The following is a 24,891-nucleotide window of genomic DNA, read 5'->3' on the forward strand; positions in this document are numbered from 1 at the left end:
CCGGGATCAGAAAGCAGGTGCTGAAGGGCGGGCAGGCATGCCCCGTGACCGGGGCTGGAGGGGATCCGCGGGGACCTGCACCGGCGGCGCAACGCGAGCAGGTCCCGCACCCAGGGTGCGGGACCTGCTCTTGACGGCGTCCTGGAATCAGTCGTAGACGGGGCCGACCACCGTGCAGAAGCTGCCGATGTTCTGGGTGTTGCCCTCGGTGGAGATGCCCTGAACGGGTGCGAAGGCGGCGCCGCCGGCGAAGTCCTGGTCGCAGTTCACGGCCTGCAGGTTGCCGATGATGATGTCGGCCGGGTCGTCGAGCCCGTGGCCGCCGGCTGCGTGGGCGGCCCCGCCGCCGAGAGCCATGCCGCCGACCATGACCGCTACGGCCGCGGCCTTCTTGATCTTGTTCACTACTTCTCCGGTTTTTTCTGGGCGCGCGTCTGAATCCGTTACGGAGTGTATTCGGACAGGTACAGAATATAACGGGCAGTCATTTACTCCTGCATTTCCGGCGCCTCCAATTGGGTGCATTAATTGACCTATATACGTTTTAGTGGTACTGGAGTCGTGGCGGACCGTGCGGTGAGGCACATGACAACGTCACAGTCCGTTTCGGCTGTCTCGCGAACACGACGGCATGGCACCGGATCAACAGCCTTCGTCCCATGGCAACCTGCGGGCCGGAACAAGTGACTTGGAGCCGGAGGTGCACGGCCCGTGCCGGCGAACATCAACCCCACCGTCAGAAGACGCCGCCTGGGAGCCGAGCTCCGCCGGCTGCGCAAGGCCAGTGATCTGACGAGTGCGCAAGTGGCAGAGCGGCTGCTGGTCTCCCAGCCCAAGATCAGCCTGCTGGAGAACGGCCACCGCGCCATCAGCCCCCGCGATGTGCGCGACCTGTGCGAGCTCTACGGAGTGACCGACCGGCAGGTCATCGACTCTCTGATGCGGATGGCCCGGGAATCCGGACAGCAGGGCTGGTGGAACACCTACGGCAACATCCCCAACAGCGTCTACATCGGCCTGGAGACGGACGCCTCCTCCATTCACACCTACGAGCCCATGGTGATCCCCGACCTGCTGCAGACACCCGCCTACGCCCACGCGGTCATCGAGACAACGGTCCCCCCGATCCCCGCCCAACAGGCCGACGCGCGCCTCAAGGTGAGGCTGCGCCGTCAGCACCGCATCTACGACCCGGCCCGCCCGCTGCGTCTGTGGGTCGTCCTGGACGAACCGGCCCTGCACCGCGTCGTCGGCAGGCCCGACATCATGCGCGAACAACTCGAGCACCTGAACGCACTCAGCGCCGAACCGCACATCACCGTGCAGGTCCTCCCCTACACCGCGGGAGCCCACCCCGGCCGCCAAGGCCAGTTCTCCGTCCTGAGGTTCGCCGACAGCCCCGAGGCAGGGATGGTGTACCTGGAAAGGTTCACCAGCGACCTCTACCTGAAGAAACCCTCCGAAGTGCAGCAGTACAGCATGATGTACGACCACCTCCAGGCCCGCGCCCTCAGCCCTGAGGGCACCCGCGACTTCGTCACCGACGTCACCAAGTCACACATCGACGTGGCGAGCCGTCCCTGACACCGACGCCCTTCGACGATGCGGGGCGAGCGCCGGCAGCAGCTCGCGCACCGCATCTGCCCACCCGTCCGGCGGCGGCCTACGGCCCGGTCACCGAAAAGCGCCGCTCGCCCTGCGGCAGGAGCGGGGCAATCCCACGGCCCGTCCGGCCCGCTCCACGGCCGATGCCCCGCGCCCCCGGCCACACCTTCAGCGCCCGCTCCGGGCCCGCCGACCAGATCCCCTCCGCCTCACCGTGTGAGGCCTTGCAAGCGGGCCGGGTACGGCAGACGGGGCGTCAGCCACCGCGCCAGCGAGGACCTGACCCGGTCGACACCGACGCTGGTCTTGATGCCACCGAGATGAATATTGATCAGGCCGCAGCAATCGTCGCGGCAGAGCCCGTGCCCCGGCGGAGTCGGGGGTACCGGCGCCGCGGAGACCTGGACCGTGGTCATGCTGTTCGAAGCGAAGCAGTTCGCGTTTCCGTTGTACGCGGCCGTGATCGTGTGAGTGCCGGTGGTGGCGAAGGTGGTCGTGTACTGCGCGTGCCCGCTCGAGTCGACGGACACCTCACCCAGGATGTCTCCCCCGTCGAAGAACGTCAGGCCGAGAAGGACTCTGCTGGGGTCAGCGCTACAGGTCACGGTCGCGGTCAGTGTCACGGGTGCCCCGACACTCGCCGCTGAGGGTGATGCCGTGACCGTCGTCGACGACGACACAGCCGCCGCTGCCGGCGAAGCAAAGCCCACCACCGCAACCAGCGCCCCGATGGTGCCCGCCTTCCACACTCTCCGGTCTTGCCAACGTCTCACAGTCTCGACTCCTCGATCGGTCACAGGACAAAGGTCCGCCGCAACCGGTCCGGGAGCCTCACGCTACGCCGAGGGCTCTCGCGCCCCAGGGAGGCGCCGGCCCAGTCAACCCACTTGGGCCAACGGGCACAGCGGGGGCGGGAAGCGTTGTTCGCAGAGTCCTGGACGGTCACGGGGGACGGCTCTCTCGTGCACCTTGGCACGGCTCCCCCAACCCTGCACCTCGGCCCGGCCCGCCCGGCATCGAAGCAATTCGTGCCCCGGCCGGTAACGGGACCGGGCGGACAGCCCCTTGAGGAAGAGGCCCTCCCGCGCCATCCAAGTGATCTTGAGGACGGACCTAGATCACGGGAGGGGCGACACGTGTGTAGGTGAGGGAGTTGCTGGTGCCGCCGGCCGTGGTCACGTTGACCAGGACGGGGCCGGGCACCCCCGCCGGGGCGTACGCGGCGACCGTGGTGTCGGACAGCACGGTGAAGGCCGCAGATACGGCACCGAAACGGACGGCGGTCGTGGTGGTCAGGCCGCTGCCGGTGAGCGTGACACCGGCTCCGGCGCCGGTGGGCCCAAGGACGGGGACAAGGGAGCTGAGGACCGGTGACGCCACATACGTATAGATGACCGAGTTGCTGACGCCGCCCGGGCCCGTGACGGTCACGGCGACCGAGCCCGTTCCCGCCGGGGCGACAGCGGTGATCTGGCTGGGAGAGTTGACGGTGTAGCCGGTGGCGGGCGTGCTGCCGAAGGTGACCGCGGTGGCTGCGCTCAGATCCGCCCCCGTGAGGATGACGGTGGTGCCGCCCGAAGCCGGCCCCTGGCCCGGCGAGACGGAGGTGACCGTGGGCGCGTTGACGTAGAAGAAGTAGACAGGGCCGGTCGTACCGCCAGGCGTGGTGACGGTGATGGGCACGGCGCCTGTTCCCGCCGGGGCGACGGCGGTGATCTGTGTGGCGGAGTTGACGGTGTAGCCGGCGGCGGGTGTGCTGCCGAAGGTGACCGCGGTGGCTGCGCTCAGGCCCGTTCCGGTGAGGATGACGGTGGTGCCGCCCGAAGACGGCCCCTGGCTCGGCGAAACGGAGGTCAGGGAGGGCTGTGCCGCGTAGGTGTAGGCGACCGAGTTGCTGGTCCCTCCGGGTGTTTTGACGGTCACGGCAACGGTGCCGGTGCCGGACGGGGCCACCGCGGTGATCTTCGTCGTGGAGTCGACCGTGTATCCGAGGGCCGGTTTGGTGCCGAACAGGACGGCGGTGACTCCCGAGAAGCCGCTGCCGTTCAGGGTGACGTTGTTGTTGCCTGCCGCAGGGCCCGTACTGGGTACGACCGAGGTGAGAACAGGAACGGCGGCGACAACGGCGGCGGGCCGGACTGCTCCTGCCGCAGGAGGGCTGTCTTTCACGGTGTCTCCGTAGAGTGTCGGGCGGGCCGGGAAGGGCCGAAGAGAGCTGATCGGGCTGCCCTGCCTGTGTCTTGCGGGCCGCGAGCAGAGGGCCCCCGGCCCGGGTGGGGCTTACCCGGGCCGGAGACTCGGAGACGGGCGGGCCCTTACGGGCTTCCGCGTCCGCTCCGGACGGGGCCGGCCACTGAGAGGGCCGGCCGCTGAGGGGCGGTCAGATGCCGGGGCCGGCGAGGTAGGTGAACGCGTCCGTGGCGGTCGCGCTGCCCGCGTCGTTGGTCACGACGACATCGACGAGACCGGCGGCCCCGGGAGGCGTGACAGCCGACAGCGCGGTGTCGGAGATCACCGTGAAGGGTGCCGGGTTGCCGTCGAAGGTGACCTGGCTGGTGCTGGTGAGACCGGTACCGGTCACGGTCACCGAGGTGCCGCCCGACACCGGCCCCTCGTCCGGGACGACCGACGTCACCGTCGGGACGGCGACATAGGTGTACGAGAGCCCGTTGTTGGTACCGCCCGCGGTGGTGACGCTGACACCGACCGAGCCGGCCGCACCGGCCGGCGCGACGGCGGTGAGCTGGCTGTCGGACACCACCGTCGGCGCCACCGTGTTCGCGCCGAAGGCGACGCTGGTGGCACTGGAGAAGCCGGTGCCGGTGATGGTGACGGTCGTGCCGCCCGCGGTCGACCCGGAGGTCGGACTCAGGGTCTGCTTGAACGGCGCCCCCACGTAGTAGAACGGAATGGGGTTGCTCGTCCCTCCCGGAGTGGTCACGGTGACACCGACCGAACCGCTGCCGGAGGGCGAGACCGCGGTGACCGTGGTGGGCGAGACGTTGGTGACGTTGGTGGCGGACCGCGTGCCGAAGCGCACGGCGCTGGTGCCGGTGAGATTGGTGCCGGTGATGGTGACAAGTGTGCCGCCACCACTGGATCCTTGGTTCGGAGAGATGGGCATGAGGGATTCCTCCTCGCCCGGAATGCGGTACATTTCCGAGCAGTGATGGGGCGTTCGGTCCGCGTACGTCCCCGGTGGGGCGAGTCAGCTCTCGTGTCCACTGGCCAGGTGGTATCTCGATGGCCTTGCGCGGATGCCCGGTCAACGGTCTGCAGCCGTCGGCGCTTTGCGCGGGGCCTATCGAGGAACACAGCCCGTCTGACGTCACCTGACGCCCATTCAGGGGCCTGCCCGCTTCCGTTTGCGGATTCGAATGCCGCTGGTACGGACACGAGAAGTAACCCAGAAGAGTGAGCTGAACGACAAGGGTTCACTCACAAAGTCAACCGTTCAGGCGAGCGCCACAGGCGTGAAACGGGGCGCCTCGGCAGCGCATTGACGAAAAACTGCTCATAAGCCAATCCGCCGCAGAATTCAAGATGGTTGCGGTGGTGAACCCACACCCCCCCGGGTGAACAGCCACGCGGGCTGACGCACAACACCCCGGCCCGTAGCGGCAGCCGGATCCGCGCCACGCCCCCAGCCGCCGGGGCGCTGCGGTCGCCTGGAGCAGTGGACGCCGCCCGGCCGGTAGCGCGCCGGCGCCGTCCGCGCACCCGGAAACGACCAAGCACCTTGAACGCCGCCGTCGCTCACCGCGCAAGCGAGCCAGCCTTCGTCCGGCGCCGGCCGGCGAGGAACTGCACAGCCCCCCGTACGCGCACGAGTGAGGCCCGGAGGCCATCAGCGTCCGCGTACATCCGCGCCTTGGCCGGGCGCCGTGCCGGACCGGCCCGGAAGGAAAACCGCCCGGTTGGCGGGCTGCCGGGCCCTGGACCGGGACTGCGACGGCCCGAGGACGACGCGCCTGACCCCACCGCCCGAGCAGAAGCAGTACGCTCAGCGACCTGCACGCTTCTCCGAGCGCAGGTACGAGAAGTGCCCTGTCCCCAGCAGCTGCAATGCCGGGGACAGGGCACTTCTCGTACGGGGTGCCGGCCGGGCCGGGGCGAGATCCGGCGCCGGGAGCGGACCCGGACCACCGGGGTACGGCCGCGCCGACTCCAGGTCCGGACGGCCGGCGGCGTCATCGGCACTTTGGCCTCGCCCTCGAGGGCGTCCGCGCGGCCCCGCTCGACCTCGTCGTGCAGCTCGGGACCCAGATGGCCCGAAGCCCGATGCTGAAGCTGCGGTCGCGATCGGCCCGGCCACCGCGCTCCTTCGAGTCTCCCAGCCCCCTACGGTCCGATCCGCCGTAGAGGCGAGCCGGCGGCTCCAACGGCGGCGGCTTCAACCGCCCGGGCTGCTGTTTCAGTTGCCGCCGCACTGGCCGTACGCGCAGGCCGTCGGCCAGATGCCCGTCGACAGGGGCATTCTGCCGGGCACCGTCCGCGCGGAGTGCGCCGGCGGTCGGCGGTCGGCGGTCGGCGGTCGGCACGGGAACGGGAACGGGAACCGGCGCCAACGGTGAGGTGGTTCACGACTCCGGTATCACTAAAACGTATATAGATTAATTAGTCGCACTCAGTCGGATGTGCCGGAAATGCAGTGATAAGTGAGTCGCGTGCTATCTTCTGTGACTGTCCGAGCACGGCCCGTAAGGGCTCTGGGTGCGCGAAGAAAACGGAGAAGTAATGAACAAGGTCAAGAAGGTCGCGGCCGTAGCGGTCATGGTCGGCGGCATGGCTCTCGGCGGCGGGGTCGCCCACGCCAGCGACGGCCCGGACGTCGTCATCCCCAACCTGCAGGTCGTGGACTGCCAGCAGGAGTTCGAGGGTGGCGCCGCCTTCCTCCCCATCCAGGGCGCGGCCGCCGTCGGCGACAACTCCCAGAACATCGGCAACTTCTGCACGGTGGTCGGCCCCGTCGAGGACTGATCCAGGACGCCGTGAAGAGCTGGTCCCGCCCCTTTGGCGCGGGACCGGCTTGCGTTGCGCCGCCTGTGCGGCCATCGCGGCGCCCGCAGCACCCCGTCCACTCACCAATACGCCCGGGCCAGTACAGCCGAAGGCGAGCTCAAGTCCGCCCCGCGCCCTGCCCGGCGCGCCGTCCCGCGGTGCACGGTGACCGTCAAATGGGCGCCGCATTCACCCCCGTGCGAGTCACTGGCTTTCCGGCCTTTCGGGTCCCGGAGGAGCTGCCCCGCTATTCCCGCACTCAGGTGCGAGCCATAACGAACAATACTTTCTGGTCACTTCAGCCCCCATGAGAATATGGGCCCGTTCGGATGACCCTTTCGCTCGTCAAATACCTCACGGAAATGGCCGAAGCGAAGGGAAGGGAAGCATGGCTGACTGCAGCCGTCTTCAGTTGCGCTGGTTCAACGGAGAGCGCCGGGTCAAGGGGAGTGCCGGCCGCGGTGCGCGGTCTGTTGTCGCATTCCGTGTCGGCGGGCGCGGCGTCCAGGTCGGTGCTCGGGCAGATCCAGATCGTCCTCCGCATCGCCGAGTAGTCCGCCCGGGCCCGGGCGGACTTATCGGATGGCCGCCGGGTCGCCTGCCCACGCGATTGCCGAGCGGACCGTGGCGTGGCTGAACGGGCACCGCCGCTACGAGCACCCCCCAGACCGGCAGGGCTCAGGTGTTGGCGGCGCCGTAGTGCAAGACCTCACCCCGGGGCAGCAGGTACCCGATGTCCCGCTCCTCCGGCAGCCTGCCTGCCATCGTCGATGCGCTGGTGCAGCCGGAGGCCTCGAAGCCGATGACGCCCAGACTGAAGGACGCGCTTCTGAAAGCCTCGGCCCCGACCGCGGCAAGCCAGTCGTCCGTGGCAGCGGATCTGAAGAACGGCCGGCCGTCCCAGTACGCGACACCCGCGTGATCCAGCGCTCCCACAGGGACGTACAAGTCCAGCCAGTCGCTGCTTTCGTCGCCTCCGCGGACCGCCACGCAACCGCACACGACCAGTTGGCCCGTCGGCAGGCGGACACGACCGTAAAGGTGGCCGAACTCGGCCAGAGAGGCGACCGTGCACGGAACGGCATCCTGTTCCTCAGGCTCACGGTCCGACTGCCCAAAGCAACCCTGCACGTTTGCTGCGGACCACAGGGCGCTCAGGACTGCCTGCAGTCGGGCGTCATCAGTGGATCCCACCTCGATGGCCAACTCGTAGTAGCCGTCGGACCAATTTGCCTGGTCACGGAAGGAAGCGGGGCTCGTCTTGACTTCTCCCCCTCCTGAAGGAGGGGGATTCTCACGGCTCGCGCTGTGAGGGTTTCTGCTTCGTCGCCGACTGCCCGCCCGGAGTTCTCCGTTGAGGTCTGACACCAGCTCCACAGACTGTCACCGCCAGTCCGGCGGCCAGAAGGTTCTTCGCCGCGTTCACGTCGCGATCATGCGTGGTGCCGCAGCCACACGTCCACCTGCGCACGTTCAGCGGCATCGTGTCCTGCAGGGTGCCGCAGTGGGAGCACAACTTGGACGAGGGGAACCACCGGTCCACGGCGATCACCCCACGTCCGTACCACTGGGCCTTGTACTCCAGCATGCTCCGGAACTCGCTCCATGCCGCGTCGCTGATGGCGCGGGCGAGTTTCCGGTTTTTGACCATGTTGCGCACGCTCAGGTCCTCGATCACGAGCGTTTGGTTGTCACGCACGAGTCGAGTGGTCAGCTTGTGCAGGCCGTCCCTGCGCCGGTCCGTGATCCGGGCGTGGATCCTGGCGACCTTGATCCGGGCCTTCCTGCGGTTGGCTCCGTCACCCCTGGCCTTGCGGGCAAGGCTGCGCTGTGCCCTGGCCAGGCGGGCGCGGTCCCGGAGCTCGTGCCGGGGGTTGGTGATCTTCTCGCCGGTGGACAGAGTCAGCAGGTGGTCCAGACCCACGTCGATACCGACCGCCGTATCGGTCGCAGGAAGCGGCCTCACGGACGGGTCCTCGCACAGCAGGGAAACGAACCATCGGCCCGCGCTGTCCTGCGACACAGTCACCGTAGAGGGCATCGCCGCCTCAGGCAGAGGCCGCGACCACACGATGTCCAACGGGCCGGACATCTTCGCCAGCGTCAGCTTCCCGTCCCGGTAGCAAAACGCACTGGCCGTGTACTCGGCGGACCTCCGCGACTTCTTCCGGGACTTGAAGCGCGGGTACTTGGCGCGCTTGGCGAAGAAGTGGATGAACGCGCTCTGCAGGTGCCGCAGTGTCTGCTGCAACGGAACCGACGACACCTCGCTGAGGAACGCCAGTTCCTCGGTCTTCTTCCACGCGGTCAGCATCGCGGAGGTCTGGCTGTAGCTGACCCGCTCCTGCCGCGCCCACGCCTCGGTACGGGCGGCGAGCGCCAGGTTGTAGACCTTCCGCACGCATCCGAACGTGCGCGACAGCTCCGCTGCCTGCGCATCGGTTGGACAGAAGCGGTACTTGAACGCCCGCTTCACCTGGCCCGGGGTCACGCCCACACGCTAACGGGGCCACATGTGGTGATCAAACCTGCGGGTCAGAGCACTGGGATCCGCCCTGGCGGCGAATCCCAGCCCGTTGCCCTGCTGCGCAGGAGTTTCGTTTCCTCCCCCGGCTGAAGCGGGGGTATCCACGAAAGGAATCCGATGAGAGGCGGCGGCGTCCCGCCACAGTGCGAAACCGCCGCCCACCCTCCGCCCCAGCCCTTGCTCAGCCTATCGAATTTCGATAGATTCCCATCGCAACTCGATGGAAGGATGATGGGCCGTGGGAAAGCTGACAGTGCGTGCGCTGCGCGCCGTGCTCGTGGTGGTGCTCACCGGCACCCTGTTCGTACAGGCAGGGATGGTGTGGGCATTGGTCAGCGGGAGCGACCCGGAGGACGGATCGCTCCCGCTGACCCCGCTGCGCGTGATCACGATCCTGGGCATGGTGTCGGTCCAGGTCGCCCTGGTCTGCGTGTGGCGGCTGGTGGCGATGGTGCGACGCGGAACCGTGTTCTCCCACGCCGCCTTCCGGTACGTGGACGGCGTGATCGGCGCGATCGTGGCGGCTGCCCTCGTGTGGTTCGCGGTCACGGTCATCAATGCGCCGGGCCAGCGGGACGACCCGGGCGTCACCGTCATCATGGGCGGGATTGGCTTGGCCATCCTGGGGGTCGCGCTCATCGTGCTCGTGCTGCGGATGCTGCTCGCCCAGGCCGTCGCGCGCGATGTCCAAGCGGCGCACATGCAGGCCGAGTTGGACGAGGTGATCTGATGCCGATCGCCGTCGACATCGACGTGATGCTGGCCAGGCGGAAAATGTCCGTAGGCGAGCTCGCGGACCGCGTAGGGATCACGCCCGCCAACCTGGCGGTACTCAAGAACGGCCGCGCCAAGGCGGTGCGCTTCGCGACGCTCGCCGCGCTCTGCGAGGTGCTCAAGTGCCAGCCGGGCGACCTGCTGCGCTGGGAGGCCGAGGACGCCGCAGGCGGATGACGTGCCCCAGGGCGGGCGTGAAAACGCCTGGCACCACCGGCCCGTGACACGGCACGTAAACCGCGTGACTCCTCCCCTCCCTGAAGGACGGGGCTACTCGCTATGCCGGGTTGGCGTCGCGACGGACCAGCCCGGCCCGTAAGACGTTGAGAGCACCCACCGTGTCAGCGTGCGCGGTGTGGCCGCAGGCGACGCAGTGGAACTTCTCCTGTGCGGGCCGGTTCCCCTTGGCGGTGTGCCCGCATTCGGGGCACTCTCGGGAGGTGTTGCGGGGGTTAACGGCGATCACTTCCCGTCCGGCGCTTTCAGCCTTGGCGTGCAGGATCGTCAGGAACACCCCCCAACCGGCATCGTTGACCGACCTGTTGAGCCCGGCTTTGGCGGCGGCCCCGTTGGGCAGGAAGGCGCCCGCCCGGCCGGGGTCGGACTACGGCGCGGGGGCCTTGCTCATGGTGCGGATCTTGAGGTCTTCGTGCGCGATGAAGTCGGCACTTCGCACTCAGTACGATGCGCCGGTGATCTCGCACAGAGCTGGCAGTCCGGGGCAGCTGCTCGTCATCGCCTGCACAGTCGTTGCCCTGGTCACTGCGCCCCTTAGTTGGTATGCAGCACACACCGTGCGCCCCGACTGCGTCGTCGCCATCTCCAAAGTCACCGACGGCAACGGGCACCATCTCCCTGACGTGAACGGCCGAGTGTGGTCGGACAATGAACTCGCCGATCGCGCCTACCAACAGGCCGTTGACTCAGGCCGCTGCGATCCGCCCCATGCCCGCTGGAGGCAGTGGCTCGACTGACTGTCCTGCCATGCCGTTCAGGGGCACAGGACAAACGCGCAGATCGGGCAACCGCAGCTCGCGCCGCAGCGCCCCTGGAGCGCAAAGGCAGTGAGGGCAGCCGTGGCCGAGGCGCGGACCAGCTGACCACAACGCCCACCGCGTATCCGCCTGAGAATCCGCGGATACGAGGCTGGAGACGGCCGGGAATACCTGCGATTCGGCCTCGGGTACACCCGGTGGGGGCGGGCTTGTATCTCCGCAAGGCAGGCGGGATCGCCTGCAAGGCCATTTGTGCCCACTGGGGCCGGGGCGTCGTGCGGCAGGGTGTCGGCAACGTTGCGGCGGTCGCCTGGCGGTGATCTCGGCGCGAAGGGGTAGGGGAAATGCGACCTGCCCCCTCCCCCGGAGACGCCGACGATGACCGACGACGCCTATCTCTTCCTGCTGGACGACCCGGCCGTGCCGCTCGGCGTGCCGCCGAGCGTGGCCGGTGAGCTGTCATGCATGGACACCCCTGCCGTGCGGGCGTGGCTCGACGCGCAGGGTGTCACGACGACGTCCCCGGCGCTGCGGATACTGCCGCCGGAACAGACCGCGGCGATTCCGGAGCAGGCGGAACGGCTGCCGGTTCCGCTGAGCGAGGCGGAACTGAGCCGCTTGCGTCACCACAACGCCCCTGAGGCCGTCGCCCGCCTCGAGGAGGAGCTCCTGGCCTACCGCGACTGCACGGACGGCCGCGACACCCTGCTCAGGCGGGCCCTTGCGGCCGGAATTCCCCTGGCGCGCATCGTGGAACTGACGGGTGAGGAACCGGCGGCCGTGGCCGCCTCCTCCGGGTGAAGACGGTGCGGGGCCGCCAGCACTGGCAGGCTCCGCATTTCGGCCTGAAGTCCTCGACGGCGATGGCGTCGTGGTCGGTCACGACCTTCTTCGCCCACTTGCGGCCGGTGTCCTGCCGCTGTCGGGCGATCTTCGCGTAGGTTTTCGCCCGCCACTTCTTCGCCTCGCGGTAGCCCTTCGAGGCGGCCTGCCCCTTCTTCGGCCGGCGGCGGGCCCTCATCCGGTCGTAACGGGTCAGCCCAGCCTGCGCCTTGCGGCCGTGCTGGGCGTGCGGCAGGTCGTGGGCGTTGGAGGTGGTGGTCGCGGTCTCCTTCACGCCCCAGTCCACGCCGAGCACCCGGCTGGTCTTTGGCAGCGGCCGCACCTCAGTGGGGACCACGAACGAGCAGTAACCAGTGTCCGACGCTGTCCCGGTACACGCGCGCCGAGGAGGGTTCGGCCGGCAGGGTGCGCGACCACACCACCCTCAGCACGATCCCGCCCGCCAGGTACAGGCGACCGTCCTTCAGCCGGAACCCGCGCCGGTGTAGTTCAGCGTCGGCAAGGCCGCCTCACGCTTCTTCTTCCCCGGCCTGAAGGCCGGGGCATCCTCCGGGGTGCCGGTGAAGGTGAGGGTGACGTCTGCCGGCCCGCCCCTGTGTCTTGTGTGCGGCCGTCATGCCTTTGGAAGTTGGTGAGCCGGTCGTGGTCGGCGGCGTACTGGCGCGTCTCAGCTGCGGTGAGTGTTCAGACGGATTTTCCGTCACCCGCAGCGGCGCGTTTCGTCGGCAGCCCCCGGCCGGGCGGAGCCCGAGGGCTTCCCCCCCCCGGCATCCCCGGGCTCCGCCCGGCGGCCCGTACCACGCTCCCGCCGGCGTGGTACGGGCCTTATCCTCACCGCCCGGGACTCCGCAGGTCATTGACGGGCGGCGCAGGAACTGTTGGCATTCCGCGCACGGCATACGGCGGCTGTCCGTCACCGGACTCGGCAGGCGCGGGGGGCGAGCGCTTCGATGGCGGGCGGAGGCGTCGGACGCAGCGGCCGTCGGGCCCGGCGCGGCTGTCCTTGTCGCATAACGTGCTTCCCCAGGCCATTTACGGTGCACGACCATGCAGGTGGGGCGGAAGCTGTGCCTCGCTGTGTATCTGCGGGTGGCTGCCAAGACGGGTGGGACCACAGGGTGATGACGCTTTGTAGCCGGGATGTGCCGGCAGCCGAGCGGTTCAGCTGGTTCTGCGAGCTGGTGGCCCGCGACATGGCACCGCACGACATCGTCACCGAGCACGTCCAGGACTTCTCCGCTTCGGCGACGCTGTTGTCGCTGGGTGAGGGGATCGGTGTCTCCAGCGTTGCGTTCCCTGCCATGCAGTCGATACGTTCGCGGCGCCTCATCCGGCGTTCCGACCCCGAACTGTGGGTACTGGCCCTGGTCGTCAAAGGGGCCATGCAGCGGGAGCAGGGCCGCAACCAGGTGAATCCGCGACCGGGTGACCTGGTGCTCTACGACTCCTCCCAGCCGTACTGGGCATCGATCGCCACCGACGACGTGGCCCAGTCCATCGTGCTGCATCTGCCCCGGCGCACGGTGCCCGTTCCGGAGCAGGCGCTGCGCCGGATGGTGGCCACTGCGCTGCCGTCCAGGACGGGCATCGGTGCCCTGCTGAGCCAGTTGCTCGGTGGGCTCGTCGAGCAGGGGCCGAAGCTGGAGGCCGGTCAGACCGGCCGGGTGGCGTCTGCCGTGGTCGATCTGACCACCGCGTTCCTGGCAGGGCTGAGCGGTGCTGACGGACCGCAGACCACAGCGGCACGGCGGGTGGCACAACTGCACCAGATCAAGTCGTTCATCCGGTCCCGGCTCGGTGAGCCGGGGCTCACCCCCACGGCCGTCGCCGCGGCCCACCACATCTCGCTGCGCGCTTTGCAGTACCTGTTCCGGGAGGACGGCAGGACGGTCGGCGCGTTCATCCGCGAGCAGCGGCTGGAGCGCTGCCGGGCCGGTCTCGCCGACCCCCGTCTGGCCGGGCACAGCGTCGCCGCGATCGCGGTCCGTGCCGGTTTCTGTGATGCTGCCGCGTTCAGCCGGGCTTTCAAGGCACGTTACGGAATGCCCCCGGGCGAGTACCGTCGGCACTGCGGAGGACCGCCGTCGCAAGGCCGCGCCGGGCACACTGGCTGAAGCCCGCTTCCGCCTCGGGTGGTTCCGCCCTCCCCCTAGGAAGGGAGGCACCAGAGGGGCCCGTCGCCGGCCGGCGGCGGGGCACGACGCCCCGCCGGTACGGCCACGCCAGGGTGTCGGTGCCAGCCCGCCGGCCGCAGCGGGCCCAACGTCTTGCGCGCCGAAGGTCCTCCACGCCGAGGGTCTGTCCGCGGTTCCTGTCGCACGGCTGGGGCGCATCCGCGGCCACCTCAACATGCCAGTCCGCGCCGGATGTTCGTGCTGGAGCCCCGTTAGGGTCCGGCGGTATGACCGACCGTGTTCTGGAACTCCTGCGCACCCGCCCCGATCTGGCCGAACTGGCCGCGTTCCCCTTCGGCTTCGATGTGAGCCGGGCGTACCACGTCGAGGCCGTGCACCTGGCGTCCGGTGCGCCGCTGGAGCCGATCGCCGGCGACGACACCGGCGGCACGTACTTCCTGTGCGGGGCAACGGCCGTGCTCCACGCGTCCTCCGAGGGCGACGCCGTGCTGCTCGCCGACAGCGTCGGCGAGGCGCTCGAGATCCTCGTCCGGCTGCCCTGGTGGTGCGAGAACATCTCCGCGGAGCTGGACGAGGAGGACCTGCTCGCCGAAGTACGTGCGGCGGACCACGCAGCGCGCGAGGAGTTCGCCCCCGAACTGGACGCGCAGCGAGCGGCGTTGATCAGCGGTCTGGGTCTGCCGGACCGGCCGCTGGCCGAACTCCTTGCCATGTCGCAGTCGGCTGCCGGGCGCACCGAGCCGGACCACGTCCTGCTCAACTCCCGTGAGCTCTGCGCGTACCGGCTGGAGGAGTCCTTCCGCCAGCCCCTGCGCGACGTTGTCCTTGGCCCGGGACGGGAGGTGCTGGAGCGGATGCGCCGCGGCGGTCTGGGCGCGCGGGAGGAGGCGGCTGGGGATCCGGTGCTGCGGGCGGGGGTGCTGCGGGCGGCGCAGTACGACCGCCGTGACGGCGACCTGCCGCTGCTGCGTTTGCTGCTGGAGCACGAGAGTGCCGCGCGGACCGAGCGGTTCGAGGAGCGGCGGCTGGCTGCGGTGCTGGTGGCGTTGCACGGGCGGGAGGGGGACGTTTCGCTGCTGCGGTCGGCCACCGGGGGGCAGGTCACCGACAGCGCCGAAGCCGTGGAGTGGGCCCGCGCCGAGGAGGCGAAGCGGTACGGGCGGGATGTGGCTGCGGAGAGCGAGTTCACCTGGATCGAGCTGGCCCGCCGGCAGGGTCGCATCGAGCGCGCCCGGGTCGCGCTCATCCGCATGCTGGACGACACGGGGCCGGACGCGGACCGGCTGCGGGAGCTGAGCCGCGCGCTGGAGCGCATCGGCGACTACGCGCAGGCGGCCCGCGCCCAGTTCAACCTCCTCTCGCTTCAGGACACTGCATGGGACCGGGCCTCGGAGGCGTACGTCCTGGCCCGTCTGGAGCGCCGCAGGGGTGACCTCGTGGCAGCGGGGCGGGCGCTGGAGCGGGCACGGGCGGCGGTCGGCGCCGGGGGCACCACGCCGGGCGGGGCGGATTGCCAGTGGCACCGCCGGGGGCTCGGCCGGCTGATCACGGAGCAGCATCTGGAGCTGACGCTCGCCGCGGCCGAGGCGGGTGACGCGGAACTCGCGCGTGCGACGATGGGGCACGGCAGGCTCCTGCTGGACACGGTCGGCAAGGAGTCGGCGAAGGCGCTCAGCCGGCTGTCCACGCGGGCGAAATGGGCGGTGGCCGGGCTTCGCCCGCCCGGCGCCTGACACCCGCGGCATCATCGCCCATCAGGACCTGGCGCCGTTGAACCGCGTGGCCGGCAGCAAGGGCGGCGCCGGTGGCGGGCCCTCGGTCATGCCAGCACCGTCCTGGCCGTCCTCGTCCAGTGCAGGTATGACGCGGCGCCTGCACCGCGGTTGGTCAGGACCTGAACCTCCTGGAGATCCTCGGCGTCTCCGCCTGCTTCTCCCCGGGCCACGACGGCTCCCCCACCCTTCCCTTCGACCCGCGCACCGGGGCCCTGCGCGAGAACGAGTGGCAGCGCTGGCTGGCCTGGGACCCGGTACGGATGGCCACCACGCACGCCGACGCCCTCCGCTCCCAGCGCGGCATCTGGATCGACGCGGGCACCCGCGACGAGTGGTTCCTCGACCTGGGCGCACTGGCCTTCCGCGATGCCCTTACGGAAGCTGGAGTGGCCGACGACATCGTGCATTTCGAGCTGTTCGAGGGTGGCCACCACGCCGTCGAGTACCGGATGCCGCCCGCCCTTGCCTGGTTGGCGCACCGCATCGCCGATCGGCCTTGACCTCCCGGGTTGGATCACACCCCGCGAACGAATCAATACCGCCGCTCAGCGCACACCCCGGCGAGATCCGCCAGAACGCTCTCCGAAGGATCACCGCCGCGGTGCCGGCCCTTGCGGAGCGCGCCGGGGCCGAGGCCGGCCCGGTGCGGCCCGGTGCGGCCCGGTGCGGCTCCAAAACGTGTGTTCGAGGACGTCCAGGTCTCGGTCCTGACGGGGATGTCCACCCCGCCGGACGGCACCTCCTGGGCGTCGGGGCTTCGGAAGGCGTCACGGGAGCCGGACCGGTTCATGCCCCATTGAGCCGAGCGGCCTGCGTACGGCGGGCGAAGCGTTGCGGGTCACGGGCGGGGGCGGCGTGTGGACGTGTTCGTGTGAGGCCAGTGCCTGCGGGTAAGCGGGCTCCACCAACTCGTCAGATCCGGCGTCGAGCCGACCATGAAATGAGGTGCCGTGTGTCCGCATCACTGGTGGAGACCGTCGATATCGAAGCCCCCGTCGCCGTCACGTGGGCACTGTGGAGCGACGTGAGCCGGTGGCCGTCCTTCCTGAGTCACGTGCGCCTGGTGGAGCCACTGGACGAGCGGCGCTTCGCCTGGCAGCTGTCGCTGCCGGGAGCCGACAAGAACTTCGTCGCCGAGCTGACCGAGGTGATCCCCGGGGACCGCATCGCCTGGCAGACCACGGAGGGCGTTCACCATGCGGGCGTTGTCACCTTCCACCGGCTCAGCGACACGTCGAGCCGTGTGACCCTGCAGATCGAGTACGACCCGAAGGGTTTCGTCGAGCACATCGGGGCGCTCACCAATTTGGACTCCACGCTGGCGAATTACGACCTCGGCGAGTTCCAGAAGCTCGCCGAGACGGCAGCCGCCGGCTGACCTCCCGGCATACGTGTCCCCCACGTGACGGCCTTCAGGGCCATGTCGGGAGAGGCCATCCGCAGCCTTCTTGCGGATGGCCTCTTCCCGTCAGGGCCGGGCGGTGGACGACATTCCGGGATCTGAGGGGGCCCAGGCATCGTTCGAGGTCAGATCATAAGAACAAGCTCAGTAACGACCGAGCCACCACCGCGCCGAGAGAGCACGGCACCCGCCCCTCCCTGCCCGTCCTGGAACTTCACCGGCAGCCCACTGCCGGTGAAGTGGATCCAGCACTCGGGAGAGCACGCCAACACCGCCACGGCAGGATCATCCGCCGTTCCCAAAGCAGTGAACGAGAACAGGCTGCGCTGCACCACGGTGCCCGGCGGGAAGCGTTCGCGGTGGCATCACGCATTTGGGACGACTTCTTCGACTGCCTGCCCGTGCGCGGGGACACACTGTTCGAGCTGACGGACGCGTTGCTGTGTGCGGACGGGCCGGTGACCGCGCTGGTGGACCTGACGCTGACGGCCGCGCATCGGCGCGGGCACGGCGCGATGTACGACGCTCTCAACTGGTCTTGAACGGATGGGTCATCGTCCTCCCGGCCCGTCTGCCCGGTTCGGTGCCGCCACGGCCCTCCAAGGCGCGGGCAGGCCTGAATCCGTCGCTCAAGGGGCCCGGGGATCCCCGGGCCGGGACGGCAGCGGTCACGCGGCGCGCTCCTTCAAAGTCGCTGCGACCTGGCGGACCGCCCCCGACCCTTGAAGGGGCGGGGCCGTATCGACATCGGGTCTCCCGCGGGCAGGCGGAGGACGAAGCACGCCCCCGAACCCTTCGGCTGCACCGCCAGCACGAGCAGGCCGCCGTGCCGGGCCGCCAGGTCGCGGGCTATGGCGAGACCGAGGCCGGTGCCGCCGTCCGTACGGGTGCGGGACTCGTCCAGGCGGGTGAACCGCTCAAATATCCGTTCGCTGTCGGCTTCCGCGACGCCGGCCCCGTCGTCGCGGACGGTGCACAGCACCGACCCGGGTGCGGCCGAGTCCCGGGCCACAGTCAGCAGCACGCGGCCGACGGCGTGGCGCAGGGCGTTGTCGAGCAGGTTCCGGAGGATCCGTTCGAGGTCACCGGGTGCCGCGAACACCGTCGTCGCGGCATCCGGCGCGGCGACGAGGAGATCCACCTTCGGGGAACCCCCGGCGCGCTCCGCGTACTCCTCCGAGAGCCGGCCCGCCAGTGCCGCCACGTCGACCCGTTCGGCGGGGGCCGGCGGGGCGCCCGCGTCCAGCCGGGCCAGCAGGAGCAGTTCCTCCGTCAGACCGCTCAGCCGCCGCGCCTGCCGGCCGGCCGCGGACACCACGGCGGGCCAGTCGGCCCGGTCGGGGTAGGCGGTGGCCACCTCCAGCCCCGCGAGCAGGGTGGCGAGCGGGCTGCGCAGTTCGTGCGCGGCGTCCGCCACGAACCGGCGCTGTGCCGTGGCCGCCTCCTCCAACCGCTGGAGGGTGGCGTTGATGGTCAGCGCCAGTTCCGCCACCTCGTCGGCGGTGTCGGGTACCTCCACCCGTTCGCGGGGGTCCGCCGCGGTCACCGAGGCGGTGCGCGCCCTGATCGCCTCGACCGGCCGCAGCGCCCGCCGCGTGGCCAGCCAGGCCACCCCGGCCACCAGCGCGGTCGCGAGGGGAACGGCCACGACGAGTTCCCGGTCGAGTTCGCCGACCGCCCGCTCGGCATCGTCCGGGACGATCAGGACGTACACCCGGACCCGGGCGCCGGCGGCCACTCCGCGCCCCTGCGTCTCGCCGGGCAGGTAGGAGGCGGGCACCGTCCCCTCGACGGTGGTCAGGGTCTGTCCGGACAGCGAGCGGGCCGCCGGCTCGGCCACGGCGGGGAACGTGAACCGGCGTCTGGTGTACAGGGGCAGGCTCCCGCCCCGGCCCGGGCCCGTGAGGAACGCGTGGCCGTCCTTCTCGTACGGCTCCAGCTCGGGACTGGACGCCAGGAGCATGCCGTCGCCGGCGACGATTTCGTACGGTGCTCCCCAGGGGCCGCTGATGGATGAGTTGGCGGTGGCGCTGAGAAGGGTGGTGACCTGCTGCTGGGCCACCGACGAAGTGGCCCGCAGCCGCTCGTCGTACAGCTGATGCCGCATCAGCAGGGCCCCGGAGGTGAAGAGCACGGCCGCGGCGAAGGCGGCGGCGAGCGCGGAACGCGCCCGCACCGAGCGGGGGAGAACCCGCAGCGAGCGAAGAACCCGTACCGAGCGTGGGAGTAGGCGGGCGCGCTGAAGCCGGCGGAGCATGCCGGGCGGGGACGCGGGTACCAGGGCGCGGCGCCCGTTCGGATCCCGGCCGTTCGGATCCCGGCCGTTCGGGACGTCAGTCACCGGAGTTCCGTCCGGCACCGTCCCACCGCCCGGCCGGGGGCTCCTGAACGGCGTCTTCCTCCGTCTCCCCGCGGTCGTCGACCAACCGGTAGCCCACCCCGCGCACCGTCAGGAGGGACTGCCGTCCGAAGGCCGTGTCGATCTTCCGGCGCAGGGCGCTGACCCGGACTTCGACCAGGTTGAGGTCCTCGGCCTCGTCCGGCCAGGCGTGGTGCAGGATCTCCGACTTCGTGACCGCTTCGCCCGGCCGCCGCGCGAGCACCTCGGCGACTGCGAACTCCCGGGGCGTGAGCGGTACGGCGACGCCCGACCTGAGGCAGGTTCTGGCCGCCACGTCCAGGACCAGGTCGCCCACCGCCAGCAGCGGGGAGGCCGCTCCCCGCGCCCGGCGCATGAGCGCGCGCAGCCGTGCGACCAGGACCAGGTAGGTGAACGGCTTGGTGACGTAGTCGTCGGCGCCGGTGTCGAGGGCCTCGGCCTGGTCCCAGTCGCCGTCCTTCGCGGTGAGCACCAGCACGGGGGTGGTGATGCCCTCGCGGCGCAGCTGGGCGCAGACCCGGTAGCCGTTGAGCAGCGGCAGCATCAGGTCGAGCACGACGACCGCGTAGTCACCCGTGCGGGCCTTCCACAGGCCCTCGCGGCCGTCATGGGCCACGTCCACGCGATAGCCCTCGGCCGTCAGCCCGAGGCGCAGCGTCTGCGCCAGTTCGCGCTCGTCCTCCACCACCAGAATCCTCACCCCGCCAGCCTGGCACAGGCTTCCGGCGGCTCCCTGACCGCTTCGTCAGGTTCGGTCAGGGCCCGGTCAGCGGCTCTCCGGCACGGTGTCCGGGCCCCGGAAGGGTGCTTGGCGCGCCGGCCCACCGCGCGGCGAGCGCCGCACCGGTGATCCGCCGGACGAAAGGCCCCGACATGCCGACCCGCCTGACCGCGCTCCTCTCCCCGTCCCGCCCGTCCCGCCCGTCCCGCGACGACGCGGCCGGGCCCGTCGCCGGAACGGCCCGGCCAGCGCGGGGCGCCGGCTGGGCGACCGCGCTGTCGCTCGCCCTGGTGTGCTTCGTGACGTATGCGGCGCTGTCCGTGCGGCTGCACCAGCGGATGCTGACCACCGGCTACGACCTGGGGATCTTCGAGCAGGCGGTACGGTCCTACGCGCACGGGCACCTGCCGGTGGCCGAGCTCAAGGGACCGGGGTTCCCGCTGCTCGGCGACCACTTCTCGCCCGTGCTGGCCCTGCTGGCACCGCTGTACCGGGTCTGGCCGGCGCCGGTGACCCTGCTGGTGGCGCAGGCCGCGTTGTTCGCGGTGGCGGTGATACCCCTGGCCAGGTGGGCCGAGGAGGTACGCGGCCGGCGGGCGGCGCTGGTGGTCGGTCTCGGCTACGGCGCCTCCTGGGGGGTCGCACAGGCGGTCGGGTTCGACTTCCACGAGGTGTGCTTCGCGGTGCCGTTGCTGGCGTTGTCCCTGACGGCGGTGGGCCGTGGCCGGGCGCGTGCCGCGGCCCTGTGGGCGCTTCCGCTGCTGCTGGTGAAGGAGGATCTCGGGCTGACCGTCGCGGTCGTGGGTCTGCTGATCGCGCGCACCGGCGAGCGCGACGACCGCAGGAGGGGGGGTGCCCTGGTCCTGGCCGGAGTGCTCGGGTCCTTCCTGGAGATGCTGGTCGTGATACCGGCGTTCAACCCCGGCGGCACGTTCGCGTACAGCTCCAGCGTGCCCGGCGCGGGGTCCGCCACCCCGGGCGCCGGCGAGTTGCTCCTCCACTACACGGTGGGACTGGTCACCCCGGACACCAAGGCGCAGACGGTGCTGGCCCTGCTGTCCGTGACCGGGTTCCTGGCCGTGCGCTCCCCGCTCCTGTGGGCGGCCCTGCCGACGCTCCTGTGGCGCTTCGCGTCGGACAACCAGGCCTACTGGGGAACCGGCTACCACTACAGCGCGGTCCTGATGCCGGTGCTGTTCGCCGCCTTCGTCGACGCGCTGACCCGGCCCGGACCGGTGCGGTACGCGCTGGCGGCGAGCGCGGCCGTCACGGTGCTCCTGCTGCCCCAGTTCCCGCTGTGGCAGCTGACGCAGCCCGCCACCTGGCACACCGACTCCCGGCTCGCGTCCGCCCGGCGGCTGATGGACCGCATCCCGGACGGCGCCACCGTCGCCGCCTCCAACCGGCTGGTCCCGCAGCTCACCAACCGCGCCCGGGTCAGCGTGTTCGGCCTGGGGGGCAGCCGTCCCGACGCGGAGTGGATCATCGACGACAGCGCGCAGCCGCAGGGCTGGCCGATTGCACCCGACGACGACCGCAGGCTGCTGTCCGAGGTCCGGAACAACGGCCGCTACCGGACCGTCGCGGACCAGGACGGCTACGTTCTCCTGCAGCGGCGGCCCTGACAGAGCCGCAGGCCGGCGACGCCGTGGAGCTCGTGGCGCCTCCTACGCCTGTCCTACGCCTGCGCCCGCCCCTGTTCCCGTACCTGGGCGAGCCGTTGGACGCCGAGGCCGAGGGCCGTCCGGTGGCGTCCGCCGGGAAGGTGCCGGGGGCGCCGGCGGTGAGGACGATCGCGGAGCAGCCCGGCAGCCCGCTGGGCTCATGACGCGTTCTCCGGCCACAGTCCCCACCCCGGGGCTGCGGCGGTGCCCGGGCTTCGCTCGAAGATCACCTCTTGCCGGGCCGTTCACCGACTGTACGTAGCTGAGACGCGGCGTGTGCTGGGCTCCCACGGCCCAACACACGCCGGGATGGACAGAGTTGGTGCCGTATACCGTGGCCTCGTCACCTGTCGTCCGAGGAGTTCACCTGTGCCAGATGAGACAGACGAGTCAGAAGAGACCATGCTCACCCACATTCCGCCAGACGGGGTCGCCCCGGGGAACGGCTACAGCCATGTGGTTGTGGGCGAAGGCCGACTGGTCGTCATCTCCGGGCAGGTCGCACTGGACGAAAAGGGAAATGTGGTCGGGAAAGGCGACGCCGCCGCCCAGGCCCGTCAGGTCTTCGAGAACCTGCGGCGCTGCCTCGCGGCAGGCGGCGCAACGTTCGCCGAGATCGCCAAGTTCACCTTCTACGTCACCGACGTCGCCATACTGCCGGAGGTACGGGCCGTCCGCGACGCGCACATCGACACCGCGCGTCCGCCTGCCAGTACCGCAGTACAGGTCGCCGCCCTGTACCGGCCGGAGCTCATGCTGGAGGTAGAAGCCCTCGCCATCATCCCCTGGTGACTCGGCAAGCCTGTGGCCGGGCGGTGGGACGGGTTGCTCATGACCTTCGAGTGAACCCGCCGCGGCCCGGGCATCACCGCAGCTCAGGGATTGCGGCGAGCGGCATCACGCGAAGAATCTCAGCAGGATCACCGATGGACGGGGGCGGGCTCGCTTTGTGAACGCGCGGTTCGAACGGACGGCGGCCGGCTGCCGCCAGGCCCTCAGCCTCACCGCCCGGACCCTCACTGCCCCGCCGCGCAGCCGCGTTCTCCCGGCCCAAAGAGCAGACGTCCGGCCGGGGAAGGGAATTCACCAGCTTCTGAGCAGGATCCACCGGGCTTCATCAGGCCGGCCGGGCACCGGCAACCGTCCGCTCCTGTCCTGGCGTTGTACGGAGTCCGGCGGCGGCGCGCGGGCAGACGCAGCCGGCCGGGCGGCCTGACCGTCACCCCTCAGGCGCGGAGATCTTGGGCGCTGGGCGCCACCGGGCCGAGAAGGCCGCAATTGCCGCCCGGACTGAAGGCCGGGATCCCTTGCGAAGAACAAGGGATGGGAGTGCTCTGTGCGGTGAGGGGCGAGGGCGCCGCCGGGCGGGTCGGCCTCACCCCCTCGCAGGGCGCCGGCACGCGCCGTCGCGGCCCACGACGCCGGGAGGTCCCATGCCCCAGGACATCGACTTCGGCCTCCCCGCGCCCGCGGGGATCAGCCCCGGCCTCGAGGCCACACGCCGGCACAACCTCGGCTGGGTGCGCCGTCTGGGTTTGGTCGGCGACGGACCGTCCCTCGCCTGGTACACCTCCTGGGACATGCCGCGTCTGGCCGCCTGCGGCTTCCCCCACGCCCGGGGCGCCGCGTTGGACCTGTGCGCGGATGCGATGGCGTTCTTCTTCGTCTTCGACGACCAGTTCGACGGCCCTCTCGGCCGGGATCCGGCCCGGGCTGCCCGCGTCTGCCGGCGGCTGACCGGCATCGTTCACGGCGCCGGCCCAGGGCCTGGAGCGGACGCGTGCTCGGCGGCGTTCGCCGACGTGTGGGCCCGCAGCACCGACGGCGCCCACCCGGGCTGGGTGGCGCGTACCGCGCACGAGTGGGAGTACTACTTCGCCGCCCAGGCCCACGAGGCGATCAACCGGCTCCGCGGCACCCCCGGCGACATGGAGTCCTACCTTCAGGTCCGCCGGGGCATCGCCGGCACCGATCTGCCTCTCTCCCTGGGCGAGAGAGCCGCCGGGATCACCGTCCCGGCGGCCGCGTTCCACAGCCCGCAGCTGCGGATCATGCGGGAAGCGGCCATCGACGTCACCTTGATGTGCAACGACGTGTACTCCCTCGAAAAGGAGGAAGCACGCGGTGACATGGACAACCTCGTCCTCGTCATCGAACACGCCCGGCGCTGCACCCGCGACGAAGCCGTCACCGCGGCCCGCGGGGAAGTCGCCCGGCGTGTCATCCGGTTCGAGCAGCTGGCCCGGGAGGTACCCGCCCTGTGCGCCCAGCTCGGGCTGAGCGCCGTGGAGCGGGCCCACGTCGACACCTACCTGGGTGTCATGGAGGCCTGGATGAGCGGATACCACGCCTGGCAGACCCAGACACGGCGCTACACCGGCGCGCCACACGTCCTGCCCAGCACCGGCCCCGGGTACTTCGACGAGGTCCTGCCCACGTGAAGTGCTCTCCGGGCCGCCCGCCGGCCGTCGTGGTCACCCGGGGCGCCCACTGTCCGCCGGTCGGCAGGCGGGTGCGCCCGCTCAGGGTCACCGGGGCCGGTATGCGGTGGCCAGCACGGAGACGGTGACCTGGTCGGGCAGGAGGCCGTTTCCGGCCAGGTCTGCACGGTTCAGGTGGCGTGCGCTGGGCGTCATCCCCACCAGGTCGAGGGCCTGCGTCCTGGTCAAGAACGTGGCGTACTCGACCTGTTCGGTACGGGAGGTCTCGAAGAAGGGGGTCAGAGCCGTGAACAGGCGCTGTTCCTTGGCCGGGTCGATCGTGACCAGCGCGGGGACCTGGCCGCGCAGTTCGGCCAGGTGCCGTCCGGTAGGGCGCACCACGACCAGCCGGCCGGTCGGGCGCAGCACCCGGTGGAACTCGGATGGGTTGCGGGGGGCGAACACGTCCAGCACGACGTCGGCCAGCTGGTCGGCCAGCGGGAAGGGACGGACCCAGGTCACCGCTGCGGCTCGCTCATGGGCTCGGGCGGTGGAGCGCAGCGCGCGCACCGAGGTGTCCAGGCCCAGACCACGGGCGCCGGGCAACTGGTCGAGGACGCCGGCTAGATGAATGAGTCCAAGGGGTGTT

At 70.5% G+C, this 24,891-nt stretch carries 20 protein-coding genes and 5 pseudogenes; 13 read left to right on the forward strand and 12 right to left on the reverse strand.

Going from position 1 to position 24,891, the window contains the following annotated elements:
* Positions 1-147: 147 nt before the first annotated feature.
* Entirely contained in the window at positions 148-405 is a 258-nt protein-coding gene (locus SAVERM_RS00705) for a hypothetical protein (protein WP_042492586.1), read from the reverse strand.
* Between the two features lie 306 nt (positions 406-711).
* Here SAVERM_RS00705 and SAVERM_RS00710 point away from each other — a divergent pair, with 306 nt between their 5' ends.
* Complete coding sequence (locus tag SAVERM_RS00710; RefSeq protein WP_010981489.1) at positions 712-1,584, forward strand: helix-turn-helix domain-containing protein; 873 nt, start codon at positions 712-714, stop codon at positions 1,582-1,584.
* 230 nt (positions 1,585-1,814) lie between these two features.
* Here the strand turns inward: SAVERM_RS00710 and SAVERM_RS00715 are convergent, their stop codons facing one another.
* The 4 genes and pseudogenes from SAVERM_RS00715 to SAVERM_RS45670 form a co-directional block, all read right to left on the reverse strand.
* Positions 1,815-2,402: an Ig-like domain-containing protein gene (locus SAVERM_RS00715; protein WP_338058976.1), complete on the reverse strand. Its 588-nt coding sequence runs from the start codon at positions 2,400-2,402 to the stop codon at positions 1,815-1,817.
* A 316-nt stretch (positions 2,403-2,718) separates the two neighbouring features.
* Complete coding sequence (locus SAVERM_RS00720) at positions 2,719-3,774, reverse strand: IPT/TIG domain-containing protein (protein WP_010981493.1); 1,056 nt, start codon at positions 3,772-3,774, stop codon at positions 2,719-2,721.
* 211 nt (positions 3,775-3,985) lie between these two features.
* Positions 3,986-4,729, reverse strand: coding sequence for an IPT/TIG domain-containing protein (locus SAVERM_RS00725; protein WP_010981494.1), 744 nt, complete (start codon positions 4,727-4,729; stop codon positions 3,986-3,988).
* Between the two features lie 995 nt (positions 4,730-5,724).
* A pseudogene (locus SAVERM_RS45670) lies at positions 5,725-5,820 on the reverse strand (transposase); the annotation flags it as partial.
* A gap of 522 nt (positions 5,821-6,342) precedes the next feature.
* Here SAVERM_RS45670 and SAVERM_RS00730 point away from each other — a divergent pair.
* A complete protein-coding gene (locus SAVERM_RS00730; RefSeq protein WP_037651979.1) occupies positions 6,343-6,585 on the forward strand; it encodes a hypothetical protein in 243 nt (80 codons plus the stop codon).
* 699 nt (positions 6,586-7,284) lie between these two features.
* Here SAVERM_RS00730 and SAVERM_RS00735 read toward each other — a convergent pair.
* A complete protein-coding gene (locus SAVERM_RS00735; protein ID WP_202497280.1) occupies positions 7,285-7,812 on the reverse strand; it encodes a hypothetical protein in 528 nt (175 codons plus the stop codon).
* 88 nt (positions 7,813-7,900) lie between these two features.
* The gene (locus SAVERM_RS00740) at positions 7,901-9,103 is read right to left on the reverse strand and encodes an RNA-guided endonuclease InsQ/TnpB family protein (protein WP_010981497.1); all 1,203 of its coding nucleotides are present in this window, start codon (positions 9,101-9,103) and stop codon (positions 7,901-7,903) included.
* Positions 9,104-9,371: 268 nt separating this feature from the next.
* Between SAVERM_RS00740 and SAVERM_RS00745 the strand changes: the two genes are divergently transcribed.
* The gene (locus SAVERM_RS00745) at positions 9,372-9,863 is read left to right on the forward strand and encodes a DUF2975 domain-containing protein (protein ID WP_010981498.1); all 492 of its coding nucleotides are present in this window, start codon (positions 9,372-9,374) and stop codon (positions 9,861-9,863) included.
* The gene (locus SAVERM_RS00750) at positions 9,863-10,084 is read left to right on the forward strand and encodes a helix-turn-helix domain-containing protein (RefSeq protein WP_010981499.1); all 222 of its coding nucleotides are present in this window, start codon (positions 9,863-9,865) and stop codon (positions 10,082-10,084) included. Before SAVERM_RS00745 ends, SAVERM_RS00750 begins: the two co-directional genes overlap by 1 nt.
* 100 nt (positions 10,085-10,184) lie before the next feature.
* On the opposite strand, the pseudogene SAVERM_RS39080 reads toward SAVERM_RS00750, so the two are convergent.
* Positions 10,185-10,583, reverse strand: a pseudogene (locus SAVERM_RS39080) (RNA-guided endonuclease InsQ/TnpB family protein); the annotation flags it as partial.
* A 697-nt stretch (positions 10,584-11,280) separates the two neighbouring features.
* Here SAVERM_RS39080 and SAVERM_RS00760 point away from each other — a divergent pair.
* The gene (locus tag SAVERM_RS00760) at positions 11,281-11,703 is read left to right on the forward strand and encodes a DUF6003 family protein (RefSeq protein WP_010981501.1); all 423 of its coding nucleotides are present in this window, start codon (positions 11,281-11,283) and stop codon (positions 11,701-11,703) included.
* A 37-nt stretch (positions 11,704-11,740) separates the two neighbouring features.
* On the opposite strand, the pseudogene SAVERM_RS39085 reads toward SAVERM_RS00760, so the two are convergent.
* Positions 11,741-12,268 (reverse strand): annotated as a pseudogene (locus tag SAVERM_RS39085) (RNA-guided endonuclease InsQ/TnpB family protein); the annotation flags it as partial.
* A 598-nt stretch (positions 12,269-12,866) separates the two neighbouring features.
* Between SAVERM_RS39085 and SAVERM_RS00765 the strand changes: the two are divergent.
* From SAVERM_RS00765 to SAVERM_RS00785, 5 genes and pseudogenes are all read left to right on the forward strand, one after another.
* The gene (locus tag SAVERM_RS00765; protein WP_037651980.1) at positions 12,867-13,859 is read left to right on the forward strand and encodes an AraC-like ligand-binding domain-containing protein; all 993 of its coding nucleotides are present in this window, start codon (positions 12,867-12,869) and stop codon (positions 13,857-13,859) included.
* A gap of 287 nt (positions 13,860-14,146) precedes the next feature.
* Positions 14,147-15,613, forward strand: coding sequence for a hypothetical protein (locus tag SAVERM_RS00770; RefSeq protein WP_037651981.1), 1,467 nt, complete (start codon positions 14,147-14,149; stop codon positions 15,611-15,613).
* 302 nt (positions 15,614-15,915) lie between these two features.
* Positions 15,916-16,155: an alpha/beta hydrolase gene (locus tag SAVERM_RS44065; protein WP_010981505.1), complete on the forward strand. Its 240-nt coding sequence runs from the start codon at positions 15,916-15,918 to the stop codon at positions 16,153-16,155.
* A gap of 452 nt (positions 16,156-16,607) precedes the next feature.
* Positions 16,608-17,033: an SRPBCC family protein gene (locus tag SAVERM_RS00780; protein WP_010981507.1), complete on the forward strand. Its 426-nt coding sequence runs from the start codon at positions 16,608-16,610 to the stop codon at positions 17,031-17,033.
* Between the two features lie 350 nt (positions 17,034-17,383).
* Positions 17,384-17,590 (forward strand): annotated as a pseudogene (locus SAVERM_RS00785) (NF041680 family putative transposase); the annotation flags it as partial.
* Between the two features lie 152 nt (positions 17,591-17,742).
* On the opposite strand, the gene SAVERM_RS00790 reads toward SAVERM_RS00785, so the two are convergent.
* Both SAVERM_RS00790 and SAVERM_RS00795 read right to left on the reverse strand, forming a co-directional pair.
* Positions 17,743-19,398 (reverse strand): sensor histidine kinase, encoded by a 1,656-nt coding sequence (locus SAVERM_RS00790; protein ID WP_010981508.1) that lies wholly within the window; start codon positions 19,396-19,398, stop codon positions 17,743-17,745.
* Entirely contained in the window at positions 19,391-20,137 is a 747-nt protein-coding gene (locus SAVERM_RS00795) for a response regulator transcription factor (RefSeq protein ID WP_010981509.1), read from the reverse strand. Before SAVERM_RS00795 ends, SAVERM_RS00790 begins: the two co-directional genes overlap by 8 nt.
* Before the next feature lie 173 nt (positions 20,138-20,310).
* On the opposite strand from SAVERM_RS00795, the gene SAVERM_RS00800 reads away from it, so the two are divergent.
* From SAVERM_RS00800 to SAVERM_RS00815, 3 genes are all read left to right on the forward strand, one after another.
* Positions 20,311-21,783, forward strand: coding sequence for a DUF2079 domain-containing protein (locus SAVERM_RS00800; RefSeq protein ID WP_107082910.1), 1,473 nt, complete (start codon positions 20,311-20,313; stop codon positions 21,781-21,783).
* 441 nt (positions 21,784-22,224) lie between these two features.
* Positions 22,225-22,614, forward strand: coding sequence for a RidA family protein (locus SAVERM_RS00810; protein ID WP_010981511.1), 390 nt, complete (start codon positions 22,225-22,227; stop codon positions 22,612-22,614).
* A gap of 641 nt (positions 22,615-23,255) precedes the next feature.
* A complete protein-coding gene (locus tag SAVERM_RS00815) occupies positions 23,256-24,263 on the forward strand; it encodes an avermitilol synthase (RefSeq protein WP_010981512.1) in 1,008 nt (335 codons plus the stop codon).
* 87 nt (positions 24,264-24,350) lie between these two features.
* On the opposite strand, the pseudogene SAVERM_RS00820 reads toward SAVERM_RS00815, so the two are convergent.
* Positions 24,351-24,872: pseudogene (locus SAVERM_RS00820) on the reverse strand (class I SAM-dependent methyltransferase); the annotation flags it as partial.
* Positions 24,873-24,891: the final 19 nt, after the last annotated feature.

The sequence above is a fragment of the Streptomyces avermitilis MA-4680 = NBRC 14893 genome, assembly GCF_000009765.2.
GTDB classification, from domain to species: Bacteria; Actinomycetota; Actinomycetes; order Streptomycetales; family Streptomycetaceae; genus Streptomyces; species Streptomyces avermitilis.

Coding starts and splice junctions, on each gene's coding strand:
- SAVERM_RS00725 (WP_010981494.1), bottom strand. CDS start 4,729: ATGCCCATCTCTCCGAACCAAGGATCCAGTGGTGGCGGCACACTTGTC.
- SAVERM_RS00730 (WP_037651979.1), top strand. CDS start 6,343: ATGAACAAGGTCAAGAAGGTCGCGGCCGTAGCGGTCATGGTCGGCGGC.
- SAVERM_RS00750 (WP_010981499.1), top strand. CDS start 9,863: ATGCCGATCGCCGTCGACATCGACGTGATGCTGGCCAGGCGGAAAATG.
- SAVERM_RS00760 (WP_010981501.1), top strand. CDS start 11,281: ATGACCGACGACGCCTATCTCTTCCTGCTGGACGACCCGGCCGTGCCG.
- SAVERM_RS00765 (WP_037651980.1), top strand. CDS start 12,867: ATGACGCTTTGTAGCCGGGATGTGCCGGCAGCCGAGCGGTTCAGCTGG.
- SAVERM_RS00770 (WP_037651981.1), top strand. CDS start 14,147: ATGACCGACCGTGTTCTGGAACTCCTGCGCACCCGCCCCGATCTGGCC.
- SAVERM_RS44065 (WP_010981505.1), top strand. CDS start 15,916: ATGGCCACCACGCACGCCGACGCCCTCCGCTCCCAGCGCGGCATCTGG.
- SAVERM_RS00800 (WP_107082910.1), top strand. CDS start 20,311: ATGCCGACCCGCCTGACCGCGCTCCTCTCCCCGTCCCGCCCGTCCCGC.
- SAVERM_RS00810 (WP_010981511.1), top strand. CDS start 22,225: ATGCTCACCCACATTCCGCCAGACGGGGTCGCCCCGGGGAACGGCTAC.
- SAVERM_RS00815 (WP_010981512.1), top strand. CDS start 23,256: ATGCCCCAGGACATCGACTTCGGCCTCCCCGCGCCCGCGGGGATCAGC.